We start from the raw sequence: 14,513 nt of genomic DNA on the forward strand, positions 1-14,513 counted from the left end.
CCGGTGTCAGGCCCGGCGACGCTCGCCTACCATGCGCTCTAGCCGCCCGAGCGCCCGGACGAGGACGTCCTCGCTCGGGCCGAAAGAAAAGCGGACGTGGTGGCGGAACCGCGACGGCCTCCCCGCCCGGCGCTTGCCGGGGTTGACGTCGAAGAACTCGCCCGGCACGACGATGATCCGCTCCCCGAGGGCCGCCCGGAAGAAGCCGTAGCCGTCGGAGAGCCCCGGGGGCAGATCCGCGACCGAGCCCCAGACGTAGAACGTGCCCTCGGGCTCCGCGTCGACCGTGACGCCGATCCTGCGCAGCCCCTCGAGCATGATCTCACGTTTGTGCGAGAACGTCCGGTGGATGGCCGTCGTCTCGGCGCGGGTGTGCTCGATGGTAAGCAGCTCTGCCGCGGCGCGCTGCATCGGCTTGGAGCCGCCGCCGTCGAGGAAGCTGCCGGCGCTCGCCACCGCCTCGATGACCTCGCGCGGCCCCAGCGTCCACGTGACGCGCCAGCCGGGGTAGCGCCAGTTCTTGGTCAGGCCGTCGAAGATCACGACCGGATCGCGGTCGACCTCCTCGACGTAGCGCGCGGCGCTCTCCATCGGGGCGACGTCGCCCATCCCGTAGATGTAGTGCGAGTAGAACTCGTCGAGCAGGAGCGCGCAATCGAGCTCCTTCGCGGTGCGGACCCAGGCGGCGAGCTCCTCGCCGCGCACGTGCTTCCCGGTCGGGTTGCAGGGGTTCGAGGCGAGGATCGCGCTCAGGCCGCGGCCCAGGATCTCGCGGCGCAGGTCGCCGACGGAGAACGAGTAGCCGCGTTCGCCCTCGAGCAGGATCGGGATCGGCGAGAACAGCCGGAAGACGTCGAGCAGCTCCTCGTAGGCGGTGTAATCGGGGAGGAAGTGGCCGAGGTTGATCTGCCCGAGCGCCGCCGCGGCGCGGGTGAGGGCGATGCGACCCCCGCCCGACACCGCCACGTTCTCGGCCGTGTAGCGCGACGGCATGCCCCGCCGGTACGCGCGGTTGTAGAGCGACGCGATCGCCTCGCGCAGCTCCCACAGGCCAGCCACCGGCGCGTACTCCTGGTCGTCTCCGGAGATCGGCACCGCCGCGCAGCGCGCGGGCGAGCCCGGGAGCGGGCCCGTCTCCGGCTGGCCCTGCCCGAGGTTGCACCAGCCGTCCGTCCCCTCGTCGGCCCCAGGCTTGAACCCCAGGCGCGCGGCCTCGGCCGTCACGTAGATGACGCCCGTCCGCGGGACCTTCCGGAAAGCGTGGACCGCCCGGTCGTCGCCGCGCGGAGGAGCCGGCGTGTTTCCCCGGTCGGCCGCCGCCCCAGGATCGCTGGGCCGGGCCTCGTCTCCCTGGACGTCGCTTCGCTCGTCGGGATGCTCTCGCTCTACTTCTGTCATCGTTCGTTTCCAGGCACTTCCAGGCATGGGAGGCGCTGCCCTGGCGACCCAGCAGGAGGCGAGCGCCTCAAGCCTGCTGGGCCGTCGGCTTTCCGCCGTCCTCGCTCGCCGGCTCGGGCTGCCGCGCCCACGGCATCGTCTTACCCGAGAAGATCCAGAGCAGGTAATAGCAGAAGGCGAGTGAGACAGCGGTGAGCACCGTGTACTTGTCGTCGTTGTAGTTGAACGTGATCCAGATGAACTGGCTGAGCGCTGCCAGGCCGAACAGGGGTACCTCGATCTGGCGCTTCACCCGGGTGAGCGGCGCGCTCAAGATCATGAATGAGTAGTAATAACAGGTCAGCTGCGAGAGCAGGATGACGAAGATCTGGGCGAGGCACTGGGCCACCCACAGCGAGCGGACGCGCCGGCACACGTAGACGAAGCCCGCCAGGCTCGCGGCGATGATCCCGTAGGCGATCCAGCGGTATTTCGCGTAGCGCTCGTTGCGCATCCGCTTCCAGACCTCGAACGGATCGACGAGCTTCGTGTCCTTCGTGTACTTCATGCGGCCGGACTCGACGCCCGTGCCGGGCTCGTGGCCGACGAGCACGCGGAGGCCCATGTGGTTCGTCAGCGGCGTCTGGTCGTGCACCTTGAGCGTGTGCTCGTAGAACTGCCGGTACGAGTCCGTGCCCGAGACCTTCATGCTCACCGGAATGAGCACGGCGGCCGCGAGCACGCCGCCGATCAGCACCTGCACGTGCGACTTCGCCATGCGCTTGTGGCGGACGAGGTGAATCCCGGCGACGGTGAGCCAGCCGATCACGGGCAGGCCCGGGAAGATGCGCAGGAGGCCAGCGTAGACCATGCTCGCGCCCGCGAGCTTGAAGTAGCGCTTCCGGATGAGGCAGGCCGAGAGGACCAGGTAGAAGAGCCAGTCCTGCCGGAGGAACGCGCCGCCCGTCCAGTAGAACGGCGCCGACGACTGGCAGCCCCAGAAGATCGCCGCGACGGCGAAGACCCGCCACCCGAAGGCCCAGTAGAGGGCGGCGAACATCCCGAGCAGATAGAAAATATCGAAGCTGGCGAGGAACTGCAGGTAGCGGGTGCTGGCCGGCTGGAGGTCCGCCCAGAACTTACCCATGATCGTCCAGACCGGCGGCGGGTTGTAGCCGTGGTCCTTCTGCATGTCCTCCCAGTAGCCCTTGTCCGAGGCCGTCCTGAAGAACTGCACGTCGGCCTTGAACGCGTCCCAGCGCTCCGGTGAGAAGTGCGCCTTGCAGATCTCGGGCGTGCTGAGCACCTCGCTCGCCGGCATGAGGAGGTTGTCGCCACCGAGGTTCCGGATCTTCTTGTCCGGGTGGCGCACCTCCTTCGCCATGTCCAGCTTGACCTGCCGCCCGGTGTCCTCGTTCGTGTACGTGACGAGCCCCAGCTCGTCCTGCGCGATCAGCGCGCATTTGTAGAGGCCGTCGTACCCCATCTCCGGGAAGTACTTGGCCCCCATGTAATAATGGAACTGATCCCAGCGGTGGTAATACTTGGGATAGCCGAAGCGGAAGCCGTTGAAGTACGCGATGATGGCGGCGACACCGAGCGCCACGCCGGCGAACCGCTTCCAGCGCTCCGCGATCGGCCGGCGCATCCCCTCGCGGTGCGTCTCGTAGAAGACGCAGAGCGCGGCGCCCATCGCGATCGCCACCTTCGCCATGTCCACGGCGCGGGCGTGCTCGTCGATGTACCGGTCCAGACCATGGAAGAAGAGCGCGACGCCCGCGGCGACCGTGCCGTACCGCGCGAGCACGCGGAGCCGCGGCGGGGCGAACCAGTTGAGCGCGAACGCGACGCCGAAGTAGGCGCAGAGCGCGATGACGATCTCGATGACTTGTTGTGACGTGAGCTTCATTGCCTGCGGTTCGGATCGGGATCGAGGTGACGCGGGACGCGCCGGCGGGCCTCTTCGCCGGCCTTCCGCGGCAGCGCGCCCGGCGTCGGGCGCTGCTGCCGCCCCGACCCGTCGCTGCGGGCTGGAGCCCGTCGGCCGGGGCGACGCCGTAGGTGCAGGACGCACCCCGTCCCGGACGGGCTCCACGGGGGAGGCGGCGCCACCTTAGCCGAAATCCCAGGAGTGTGGCGCTCTCGTTGTGGCCGCCATGGTGGGCATCGGCGGGCGTACCCAGGTGGCGTGCGTGTGACCGGGGCGGAGCCGTGTCGGCTCGACGTGCTGCGCAATTGAGCGGGCTTCCTCCGCCGAGCAGAGCTCGTGTATCGTCTCCCTTCGTGTCGAACGACAGTTTCTCTTCCGCTTCTTCGGGGGGCTCGGAGCGAGAGGGGGCCCGAGGCCCCTACGGCTTTCTCGTGCGGGTCGACGGCGCGCCGCCGCTCTGGTGCCGGGAGGTGCGGGGCTTCCACCGCGCCGCCGTCGCCGCGGCCGATCCTGACGCGCTGCCTCCCGCGCAGCTCGTGCTCGTCGGCCTCGACGAGGCGGCGCGCGCGTGGCTCGCGTCGTGGGCCGAGGACAGCGAGCGCGTGCGCCGCACGCTGACGATCCGCCGGCTGCTCGACGACCGCGAGGCCACCGCGGTCGTGACGCTGGCGTCCTACGGCTACGGAGTCAACACCGCGCTCGCCGTGGAGTCGGTCGTGGTGCCCGGGGGCGACGGCCCGGCGGCCATCCTGCGCAGCGGGGTCCACACGAAGGAAGAGATCGACGCGATGCTCGCGGTCCTCGCCACGGCGCTGCCGGAGGGCGAGGAGGCGAGCTGGTTCGCACACGTCTGACGCGCGCGGGGCCCGGTCACGGCGCGCCAGCCCGCCGCGCGACGTCCTCGCCCTTGTTTCACCGGACCTGTTCCGGCAGCTGCGCTTGCGTCCGGCACGTCGTCTCGCTGGAGCGCGCTGCGCCTCGTCCTGCCGAGACGCGCCTTGCACCTCGACCTGCCTGGCTGCTCCTCCGGCGACGCCTGCCTGGCCGCATGCGGCGTGCGGCGTGCGGCGTGCGGCGTGCGGCGTGCGGCGACGACCGACGCCTGCCCGGCTGCGCTGCGAGACGCGGTGGGAGCGGTGGGACGATGCGGACCGTGGGTGGACATGGGGTGGACATGGATGGAATGGAAGAGAATCGCTTTCGATGTTTCGGTGCGTGAGCCCCTTGCTCGCCTGAACAGCGGTGATACGCTGGTCCTCGGCCTCGGACGGAGCATCAGCTCCAGGATGGTCCTGCCGTGGAGCACCACGGTGCTGGGGTCGACACCAGATCGGCGGGCTCTCCGCTGATCCGCAATCGAACACCCTTGCCATGCCGGACGATCTCTTTCGATCCGGCGCGGGGTGCCGGCAAGCCGGAGGAGGGATGGACACCATGCACAGTACCAGTGGCTCTTCTATACCGGAGGCTGGGAACGGCTGACCCTCGTGGAGCGTGGACGCAGGGTCATCGGGGCCTTGCAAAACGCTACCGCGCTCGGCCAGGTCCGGCGCTCGATAACCTGTTGACTGCCATCGCGACCTCCGCGAGGCCGGCAGAGAGGGAATCGAGGAAGACTCAGGTCTTCCGGCAACGATTCTCACCGGCGCTCCGGGGCTGAACGCTCGTCGCGATGGGACAGGGGGTGCGCCGCACAGGCGGGATCAAGCGGGGTCCAGAAGGCCTCCGGTAGAGGCCCACGGGACGGGTCGGGTGCGAGCGAAGCACCCGGCCCGTTTTTATTTCCATTGCCCGCGAGCGCTTTTTTGTCCTGCGCCGTGCCCGTCTGGTACGCGGGCTCGATGCGGATGCTGCTGCTCGCGCTGCTGCCGGCGTTGCCCCTGCTCCCAGCGTGCGCCGACGCCTTCGGGGATCAGGAGGCGCCGGAGCGGGGGACCGCGCTCGGCGCGTTCCACGTGGTGGGGACACAGACGGCGAACACGTGCGGGGAGGGGGCGCTCGGCGCGAAGCGCCTGTGGGAATTCGACGTCGAGCTCGCGCGCGGCGACGGCGCCCTGTACTGGAACAACGGCGCCGGCGTGATCGCAGGCGTCATCGACGACGACGAGGTGAGCTTCTCGATCGACGGGCGCGTGGTGGTGGACATGCGCGCCGGCGACGCGCCGCCGGGGCCGCCGTGCTCCGTCGAGCGCCGCGACCGGGCGCTCGGGCAGCTCGGCGGCAGAGGGGATGACGTCGTGGGGTTCAAGGCGACGATGTCCTTCGAGTTCGTGCCCACGGCGGGGTCGCGGTGCGAGGACCTCGTCGCCGGAGAGCTCAGCGTCGCGCCGGTGCTCGCGGCGCTGCCGTGCGGCATGGCCTACGATCTCAAGGCCAAGCGGAGCGCGCTCCCGCCCGAGTGAGCGTCGGCTGGGCGTGGACCTCCGGGCGCGCGCCGCGGTAGGGTGCCACGGTCGTGAAGCACGTCATCCATTCTCTGGGCGGGCGCGGCGGGCGGCGCACCGTCCTGGTCCACGGCGGCGCGGGCAACGTCGCTCCGGAGCGGCGGCCGCTGCATGCGGCGGGGTGCCTCCGCGCGGCGCGCGAGGGAGCGCGCGTTCTCTCCGAGGGAGGGAGCGCGCTCGACGCGGTCGAGCGCGCGGTGCGCGTCCTCGAGGACGATCCGCTCTTCAACGCGGGCACGGGCGCGTGCCTCAACGAGGAGGGCCACGTCGAGCTCGACGCGTCGATCATGGAGGGCCGGGGGCTCAGGGCCGGCGCGGTCTGCGCGCTCTCGGAGTTCGCCGAGCCGATCGCGATCGCGCGCGCGGCGCTGGAGGACGGCCGGCACGTGCTGTACGCCGCGCACGGCGCCGCGCGGTTCGCGCGGATGAAGGGGTTCACGCCCGTGGGCGAGGCGGCGCTCATCACGGAGGCGGCCCGGGAGGCGCTCGCGGCGGCCCAGCAAGGCGTCCGCGCGACCTCCTGGGCCGGCAACACGGTCGGCGCGGTGGCGCTCGACGAGGGCGGGCTCACCGCCGCGGCGACGAGCACGGGGGGCACGGTCAACAAGCGGGTCGGGCGGGTGGGGGACTCGCCCCTCATCGGGGCAGGGACGTACGCGGACGACGAGGCCGGTGCCGTGTCGACGACCGGCCACGGCGAGGGGATGATCCGGCTCGTCGTGGCGCACTCGGCCGTGGAGCGGATGCGCGCGGGCACCTGCGCGGTCGACGCGGCGAGCGGGATCATCGCGCACCTGGCGGAGCGCCTCGACATCACCGGGGGCGTCATCGCGCTCGATCGGACCGGGCGGTTCGGGCTGGCGCGATCGACCGCGACCATGTCGTGGGCAGCGGTCGGCGATTGGGGCGAGGAAAGCGGTGTGTGAATTGTCTTTACAGGGGGGCCTCGATTATTACATGGTCACTGTTCATCGCGTGACGCCCCGGGCGCTCTCGCGTGTGCGGTCGTGAGCATCGCTGTCAAACCGCGCTCGTCCTGAGCTGGGGTGTTCGCAACCGAGCCGCGGCGCTGTTGCGCGCGTCGGATCATGGCGTGTCATGCATGGCGAGGCGGCCTGAACGGTGCCCGATCCACGGGGATCACGCTGGGCTTCGTCACCAGGAGGTCTATCTTATGAATCGGAATTCGCTGCGGTTTCTCTCGGTGGGTCTGCTCCTGGCGGCCGTCGCGTGCGGGGATGACGACGGTGGCTCCGGCGGTGCAGGGAGCGTGTCCTCGGGCACGGGCGGAGCAGGGGGGACCGGCGGCTCTGCCGATGGCGGGGGCGGGGGTGGCGACGGCGGGGGCGGCGCGTCGACGCCTGGCGGGAGCGGGGCTGTCGATACGGGGGTGTACCGCAACCTCTTCGTCGAGAACGGGCGCACGCAGGACGAGGTGAACGCCAAGATCACGGCCGCCTGGGACCATCTCTTCAAGGGGGATCCGGCCCAAGAGGCCGTCTATTTCGAGCAGGAGGAGAACGACAACGGCCCGCTCGCGCAGATCCGCGACATCGCGAGCGAGGACGTGCGCTCGGAGGGCATGAGCTACGGCATGATGATCGCCGTCCAGACCGATCATCAGGCGGAGTTCGACGCGCTCTGGAACTGGGCGAAGACCTACATGTTCCACGCCGACGAGACGCACCCGGCGTACGGGTACTTCTCGTGGCAGATGAACTTCGACGGCACCCCGCTGGACGAGATGCCGGCGCCGGACGGCGAGGAGTACTTCGCGACGGCGCTCTATTTCGCGTCGGGGCGCTGGGGCAATGGTGAGGGCATCTACAACTACCGGGCGGAAGCGGATCGCTTGCTCGACCTGATGAAGAACCGACCGGAGATCACCGGGGAGTCCTTCGGGAACGGGGAGACGCGCACGACGACCGGGTCGACGCTCTTCAACACCGAGAACCACCAGATCCGCTTCACGCCGGACACGGGGAACTTCGAGACCAACGGGGACCACACCGATCCGTCGTATCACCTGCCGGCCTTCTACGAGATCTGGGCCAAGTACGGTCCGGAGGCGGACCGCGCCTTCTGGAGCGAGGCGGCCGAGGTGAGCCGCGGCTACTTCCACCTCGCGGCTCACCCGGAGACGGGGCTCACGCCCGATTACGCGAATTTCGACGGCACGCCCAAGGCGGCGTCGTGGAAACCCGAGTCCGTGGACTTCCGCTTCGACGCGTGGCGCACCGCGATGAACTGGTCCGTCGACTGGGCGTGGTGGGCGAAGGATGAGCGCCAGCAGGAGCTCAGCGATCGGATCCAGGCGTTCTTCGAGGCGCAAGGAGCGGAGTACGGGAACCAGTTCACCCTCGACGGCGAGGCGCTGAGCGCCGACCACTCCTCGGGGCTCGTCGCCATGAACGCGGCCGCCAGCCTGGCGGCCAAAGACCCGCGGTCCGCCGATTTCGTCCAGGCGCTCTGGGACCTCGATCCCCCGAGCGGGCAGTACCGCTACTACGACGGCATGCTGTACTTCATGGCGCTGCTGCACGTGGGCGGTCAGTTCCAGGCGTACGCGCCGCAGTGAGGCGCGGCGGCGCGGCGGCGCGCAGATTCGTGTGATCCAGGCTCCGTCGAGCGACGCGATGAGCCCGTGGCGCACGAAGATGCGCCCCGCTATAGTCCGCCGCCTCCATGATCCCTGCCGGTCCACTGCCCATCACCCCGCTGTCCTCGCCGCCGGATCGGATCTGGCGGGTCCCTGGCTCGAAGAGCATCACGAACCGCGCGCTCGTGCTGGCTGCGCTCGCCGACGGTGAGAGCACGCTGGAGGGCGTGCTCCATAGCGACGACACCCGGCACATGCGGTCCGCCCTGGAAGCGCTGGGGATCGGGATCGAGGACGCCGGGCCGCACACGCTGGTGGTGAAGGGAGGGCGGCGGCGGCTGCGCGCGCCGGGGCGCGAGCTGTTCATCGGGAACAGCGGCACCACGGTGCGGTTCCTCGCGGCGCTCGCGTGCCTCGTGCCGGGCGAGGTGGTGCTGGTCGGCGACGAGCACATGGCCAAGCGGCCGATCGCCGATCTGGTCGACGGCCTGAGGCAGCTCGGGGCGGACGTGGAGTGCGCGACCGGGTGCCCGCCGCTCCGGATCCGGGGCGGCCGGCTGAAGGGCGGCACGCTGACGATGCGCGGCGATCGCTCCAGCCAGTACTTCTCGGCGGTGATGATGGCAGGCCCCTTCGCCGACGCCGCCATCGACCTGCGCGTGGCCGGCGAGCTGGTCAGTCGCCCCTACGTCGAGATCACGCGGCGCATGGTCGCGGATTTCGGCGGCCGCATCGACGAGGCCGCGGGCGGGTTCACGGTCCATCCCGCCGCGGGGTACCGCCCGCGGGCGTACCCGATCGAGCCCGACGCGTCGTCCGCGAGCTATCCGTTCGCGCTCGCCGCGGCCGCGGGCGGCGCCATCACCGTGCCCGGACTTTCCGAGGGGGCGTTGCAGGGAGACTACCGGTTCGTCGAGCTCCTGGAGCAGGCGGGCGCGCGCGTGAGCCGGCAGGCCGATGCCACCACCGTGCGCAGCGACGGGCGCCTGCGCGGCATCGACGTCGACATGCACCACATCTCGGACACCGTGATGACGCTGGCCGCGATCGCTCCGCTCCTCGAGGGGCCGACGACGATCCGGAACGTGGCGAACATCCGGATCAAGGAGACGGACCGCCTCGCCGCCACGGTCGCGGAGCTCCGCCGCCTGGGCCAGGAGGTGACCCACGGCGACGACTGGCTCCGTATCGAGCCTCGGCCGCTGACGCCCGCGCTCGTGCGCAGCTACAGCGACCACCGCATGGCGATGAGCTTCGCGATCCTGGGGCTGTGCCGGCCGGGGATCACCATCGAGGATCCGGCCTGCGTCGCGAAGACGTACCCGACGTTCTGGGAGGACGTCGAGCGGTGCCGCAGCGCGAGCGGCGGGTGACCGCGGGCGGCCATGGCGTCTTCCAATTAGCACGATCCGGCTGCAGCGGAGCCAGCGGGGGAGGTGGAGCAGCGCGGGGCGCCGGCGGGGCTGTCCCACAAACTCGCGCCTTGTGGTGGCTATTGCCCGTTGAACGGGGGGCGAGATCGGGGAGAGATCACTTCGCTGCGGGCCGGCGCTCGGGTTTGTGGGGGCCTGCCCCGCCGGCGCCCCGCGCTGCTCCACCTCCCCCGCTGGCTCTCCACGGTGAAGAGGACTTTTCGCAAGGAGGGGCCCGAGCCGGGCCCTGGTCGGCGTGACGACGAGGGCCCTCGTCATGTCGATTCAAGGGCGGGGCCGCGCGTTCGCGTCGAGCCAGTCGAGCGCCTCGTCCATCACCCGTTCGGCGTCCGGCAGCGCTCCGTGGTGCGCGCCCGGCATCTCCCGGTAGACCGCCGGTATCTTGGCGGCGAGGAGCCCGCTCGCGCCCTCCTTCATGCGGTACGTGGCGTCGAGCTCGCCGCTGATCATCACCGCTCCCCGGATGTCCCGGAGGCGCGCGGCCGAGGGCGTCGTGGGCGCGCCGAGCAGCACCAGCCGCGAATACCGCTCCGGCCACCGCTCCGCGAGCCGCTCCGCGAGATAGGCACCCTGCGAGTAGCCGATGACCACGAGGTCTTCCGCCTCGCCGCCGCACGCCGCCAGCGCGTTCCGGATGCGGCCGTCCTGCTCGTCGACGTCGGGCGAGTACTTGCTGAACACCCGGTCGGCGCCGCAAGGCACGTCGCCCTGGAGCCCGAGCACCCCGCCGTGCTCCCGCGCCGTCCTCGTGAAGGCCTGCACGTAGCCCAGCCCGTGCCCGCACATGCCGTGAAGGAACACCATCCGTGGACACGCGCCGAGCGGCCCGGTGACGACGAACGCCGGCAAGTCGCCTGGCACGGGCACCTCGGCCGCCGTGAGCGGCGGCTCGACGGGCTGCCGCTCGACCCTCGCGGGCTGCACCGGGCGCTCCTCCGCGAGGGCTCGGTCCTCCTTGCTACACCCCGTCGTGAGCATGGCGACGCCGAGGCCGGCCAGAGCGAGAACGGAGAACTTCATACGACTGCCGTGGTGCCAGGACCGGCCGACGGCAAGCGGGGCGCCGCACGGCGGATGCGCGGGCCAGCTGGATCAGCGGCCCCCCTGGTGGCCGATCAGGAGATGACCCAGGTCCACCGCGATCATGACGACGGTCCGGACGATGAGGGACCGCGCGAGGTATGGATGAGACGACCTATTTTTTGAGGGGGTCCGCTCACCCGGCGAGCAGCGCGGTTTTGTTCTTTATGGTGGACGGTTCGTCCGTTATAACGGACGAGTCCAGCTGGCGCGCTTCCACGGATCGTCGCGCTGTGCGAGCGCGGCGCCGAGGCGCGCCTGGAACAGCCTGGCATCGCGGCAGGGGAGCACGTCCCGCGCTGCGAGAGACGCTCGATGGCGAAGGATGGCAAGGAGCAGACCGATGAGTGATCGCGGCGTGGCGTATTTCGGCGAGCGGTACGGCGGCGAGGGGCCGGCGCCCCGCTTCGCGCAGTGGAACGAGGTGATCGAGGCGCTGCTCGGGCATCGCTCGGTGCGGCGTTACGCGCCGAGGCCGCTCCCGGAGGGCACGCTCGAGCTGCTCGTGGCCGCGGCGCAGTCGGCGCCGAGCTCCTCGAACCTGCAGCTCTGGAGCGTGCTCTCGGTGCAGGACGCCGAGCGGCGGCGGCGCCTTTCGGAGCTCGCCGGCGGCCAGGCGCACGTGTGCGATTGCGGGCTGTTCCTTGTCTGGCTCGCCGATCTGCAGCGGCTCGGCGAGCTCGCGAAGCTCCGCGGCGTGGGGCACGAGGGGCTCGACTACCTCGAGATGTTCGTCATGGCGGTGGTCGACGCGGCGCTCGCCGCGCAGAACGCGCTCGTCGCGGCCGAGTCGCTCGGCCTCGGCACCGTCTACATCGGCGCGCTGCGGAACCACCCCGAAGCGGTCGCGGCCGAGCTCGGCCTGCCACCCCAGGTGTTCGCGACGTTCGGCCTGTGCGTGGGCTGGCCCGACGCGGCCACCCCGGCGAGCATCAAGCCGCGGCTCCCGCAAGAGGTCGTCCTGCACCGCGAGCAGTACGGCGCGTTCGAGCGAAGCGTGGGCGCGCTCGATGCCTACGACCAGCTCATGGAGCGCTTCTATACGAAGGAGCGCATGGGCGTGCAGGGGAGCTGGAGCCGCCACTCGGCCGCGCGCGTCGAGTCGGCCCAGGCGCTGCGCGGGCGCGACCGGCTGCGCGCGGCGCTCCTGGCGATGGGGTTCCGGCTGCAATAGCCGGAGCCCAGCGGTCGATGCGCGCGAGGTGCCGCGGAGGTGCGCCCGGAGCAGCACCTGGGCAGCAGCCCTTGGTGCCTCTCCAGCAATCAGGAAGCCGGCCACCGGATCGATGCCGGGAAACAGGCCATGGCATGTCGGCTGCAATTGCAGTGAAAGGGGGCGGATAAGGCAGCTGGCCTGAACAAGGGAGCCTTCCCATCATGAGCGAGGAACTGGAGCCTGAGGGCGAGGGAGGACGCGTCCTCGACGGGAGCGACACGCTGGCGCTGGAGGCCGACGTCCTGGTGCTGGGCGGCGGGCCCGCCGGGACCTGGGCCGCGCTCGCCGCGGCGGCGAAGGGCGCGCGCGTCGTGCTTGCGGACAAGGGGTATTGCGGCAGCAGCGGCGCCACGGCGCCTTCGGGGGTCGGCGTGTGGTACGTGCCCCCGGTCCCCGAGATGCGCGAGGCGGCCAAGGCCAGCCGAGAGGGGCTGGGCGGGTTCCTCGCGGACCGGGGCTGGATGGACCGCGTGCTCGACAGGACGTGGGCCAGCGTGAACGACCTCGCGACCTGGGGTTATCCGTTTCCTGTCGACGACAGCGGGCAGCCCGTCCGCCGCAGCCTGCAAGGCCCCGAGTACATGCGCCTGATGCGCAAGCGGGTGAAGCTCGCGGGCGTCCGCATCCTCGACCACAGCCCCGCGATCGAGCTCCTCGTCGACGCGAGCGGCGTGGTCGCCGGGGCGGCCGGCATCTGCCGGCAGCTCGGGCACAGGTGGGTGGTGAGGGCCGGGGCCGTTGTCATCGCCACCGGCGGCTGCGCCTTCCTGAGCAAGGCGCTCGGCACCAACGTCCTCACCGGCGACGGAGGGCTGATGGCCGCCGAGGCGGGCGCCGACATGTCAGGGATGGAGTTCTCCAACGCCTACGCGATCGCCCCGGCCTTCGCGTCGGTCACCAAGACCCTCTTCTACAACTGGGCGACGTTCTATTACGAGGACGGGCGCGTCATCGAGGGGGCCGGCTCGCAGCGCGGCCGGTCCGTGATCGCGGAGACCCTCCTCACGCAGCCGGTCTACGCCCAGCTCGACAAGGCCGACGAGGCGCTCCAGGCGTGGATGCGCACGGCCCAGCCGAACTTCTTCCTTCCCTTCGATCGCGCCGGCATCGACCCCTTCCGGCAGCGGTTCCCCGTCACGCTGCGGCTCGAGGGCACCGTGCGCGGCACGGGCGGGATCCGCATCACCAGCCACGGCTGCGCCACCTCGGCGCCGGGGCTCTACGCCGCCGGAGACGCCGCGACGCGAGAGCTCATCTGCGGCGGATTCACGGGCGGCGGCAGCCACAACGCCGCGTGGGCCATCTCCTCGGGCCAGTGGGCCGGCGAGGGAGCAGCCCTGTTCGCGCGCAGCGTCGGCCCGCGCGCCGGCCGGCGGGTCGTCGAGGGGGCCGGCCGCGCCGCGCTCCCGGCGGCGGGCGGGACGAGGCCGCTCGACGCGGAAGGGGTGATCCGGTCGGTGCAAAACGAGGTGTTCCCGTACGACAAGAACCTCTTCCGCACCGCGCGGGGGCTCGCCGCCTCGCTCGACAGGCTCGATGGGCTGTGGAGGGAGGTGCGGCAGGCCTCGCCCGGGGCGGCGGTGCGCGGGGCCGTGCGGGCACGGGAGAGCGCCGCGATGGTGGCCACCGCGCGCTGGATGTTCAACGCGGCGCGCGCGCGCACCGAGACGCGCGGCATGCACAAACACAAGGACCATCCCGGGCTCGACCCGGCGCAGCAGCGGCGGCTGATCACCGGCGGTCTGGACCACGTGTGGGTGCGCCCGGAGTCCACCGCGCCGGCGTCGATCGGCGCGGCCGCGGCGGAGGCGCAGGCGCCATGATCGAGCTCGTCAGCGATGCCCGGTGCATCGGGTGCGATCTCTGCGTCGAGGTCTGCCCCACCGACGTCTTCGACCGCGTCCCGGGCGGCGCGCCGGTCATCGCCCGGCAGGGCGACTGCCAGACGTGCTTCATGTGCGAGGCCTACTGCCCGGTGGACGCGCTCTACGTGGCTCCGGAAGCGGAGCGGCCGGTCGCCGTGGACGCGGAACGGCTCGAGGCGTCCGGGCTGCTCGGGAGCTACCGGGCCGCGGTGGGCTGGGGCACCCGGCGCAAGCCGGGCGCCGCCGCCGACGAGACGTTCCGCGTCCTCACGGTCGCTCGGCAGACCTAGAGGCGCCGCGAGCGCCTCCGCGTGCCTTCACGGCTGCAGCCCCCCATCCGCATGCCCGCCACAACAGGTCTCGCGGCGAGCCGTTTCGAACGCGAGCACCTGCTGCCCTGAAGAGGCTCGGGCCAGTCGAGCCCGCTGTCCTCAGGTGCGTGGCGGTAAATTTTCAATGCCCGAGAAATCGTGCGTCCCGCGCAATTCTTGTGACTGACTTCGGCCTGCTCTCACAACCTGGGTGAGAAACGAGGCCACCATTCCGCTCACGGCCGGGAGGCGAGGTGC

The 14,513-nt window shown here is 71.1% G+C and carries 11 protein-coding genes; 8 read left to right on the plus strand and 3 right to left on the minus strand.

From position 1 onward, the window contains the following. Window positions 1–6: 6 nt before the first annotated feature. Both WMF34_RS15795 and WMF34_RS15800 read right to left on the minus strand, forming a co-directional pair. Window positions 7–1,398, minus strand: a complete 1,392-nt coding sequence (locus WMF34_RS15795) for a pyridoxal phosphate-dependent aminotransferase (protein ID WP_231864861.1) — start codon at window positions 1,396–1,398, stop codon at window positions 7–9. 67 nt (window positions 1,399–1,465) lie between these two features. Further along, window positions 1,466–3,286 (minus strand): hypothetical protein, encoded by a 1,821-nt coding sequence (locus WMF34_RS15800; RefSeq protein ID WP_437993777.1) that lies wholly within the window; start codon window positions 3,284–3,286, stop codon window positions 1,466–1,468. Window positions 3,287–3,660: 374 nt separating this feature from the next. Here WMF34_RS15800 and WMF34_RS15805 point away from each other — a divergent pair, with 374 nt between their 5' ends. The 5 genes from WMF34_RS15805 to aroA all read left to right on the plus strand — a co-directional run bounded on the left by WMF34_RS15805 (window position 3,661) and on the right by aroA (window position 9,723). Then, the gene (locus WMF34_RS15805) at window positions 3,661–4,161 is read left to right on the plus strand and encodes a hypothetical protein (RefSeq protein WP_162143993.1); all 501 of its coding nucleotides are present in this window, start codon (window positions 3,661–3,663) and stop codon (window positions 4,159–4,161) included. A 987-nt stretch (window positions 4,162–5,148) separates the two neighbouring features. Continuing rightward, the gene (locus WMF34_RS15810) at window positions 5,149–5,709 is read left to right on the plus strand and encodes a hypothetical protein (protein WP_012235663.1); all 561 of its coding nucleotides are present in this window, start codon (window positions 5,149–5,151) and stop codon (window positions 5,707–5,709) included. A gap of 53 nt (window positions 5,710–5,762) precedes the next feature. Next, entirely contained in the window at window positions 5,763–6,677 is a 915-nt protein-coding gene (locus WMF34_RS15815) for an isoaspartyl peptidase/L-asparaginase (RefSeq protein WP_012235664.1), read from the plus strand. A gap of 248 nt (window positions 6,678–6,925) precedes the next feature. After that, the gene (locus WMF34_RS15820) at window positions 6,926–8,329 is read left to right on the plus strand and encodes a glycosyl hydrolase family 8 (protein WP_012235665.1); all 1,404 of its coding nucleotides are present in this window, start codon (window positions 6,926–6,928) and stop codon (window positions 8,327–8,329) included. 107 nt (window positions 8,330–8,436) lie between these two features. After that, window positions 8,437–9,723, plus strand: coding sequence for a 3-phosphoshikimate 1-carboxyvinyltransferase (gene aroA / locus WMF34_RS15825; protein ID WP_012235666.1), 1,287 nt, complete (start codon window positions 8,437–8,439; stop codon window positions 9,721–9,723). Between the two features lie 324 nt (window positions 9,724–10,047). Here the strand turns inward: aroA and WMF34_RS15830 are convergent, their stop codons facing one another. Continuing rightward, window positions 10,048–10,803 carry an alpha/beta hydrolase gene (locus tag WMF34_RS15830; RefSeq protein ID WP_437993778.1) on the minus strand — a complete coding sequence of 252 codons (756 nt, stop codon included), beginning with the start codon at window positions 10,801–10,803 and terminating at the stop codon, window positions 10,048–10,050. A 403-nt stretch (window positions 10,804–11,206) separates the two neighbouring features. Between WMF34_RS15830 and WMF34_RS15835 the strand changes: the two genes are divergently transcribed. The 3 genes from WMF34_RS15835 to WMF34_RS15845 all read left to right on the plus strand — a co-directional run bounded on the left by WMF34_RS15835 (window position 11,207) and on the right by WMF34_RS15845 (window position 14,234). Next, complete coding sequence (locus WMF34_RS15835) at window positions 11,207–12,037, plus strand: NADPH-dependent oxidoreductase (RefSeq protein ID WP_437993779.1); 831 nt, start codon at window positions 11,207–11,209, stop codon at window positions 12,035–12,037. A gap of 203 nt (window positions 12,038–12,240) precedes the next feature. Further along, a complete protein-coding gene (locus tag WMF34_RS15840) occupies window positions 12,241–13,902 on the plus strand; it encodes an FAD-binding protein (RefSeq protein ID WP_437993780.1) in 1,662 nt (553 codons plus the stop codon). Then, window positions 13,899–14,234 carry a 4Fe-4S dicluster domain-containing protein gene (locus WMF34_RS15845; RefSeq protein WP_012235670.1) on the plus strand — a complete coding sequence of 112 codons (336 nt, stop codon included), beginning with the start codon at window positions 13,899–13,901 and terminating at the stop codon, window positions 14,232–14,234. The genes WMF34_RS15840 and WMF34_RS15845 overlap by 4 nt, the downstream gene beginning before the upstream one ends. Window positions 14,235–14,513: the final 279 nt, after the last annotated feature.

Origin of the sequence: Sorangium sp. So ce145, assembly GCF_051525985.1 — a bacterium.
Classification (GTDB): Bacteria; Myxococcota_A; Polyangia; order Polyangiales; family Polyangiaceae; genus Sorangium; species Sorangium cellulosum_B.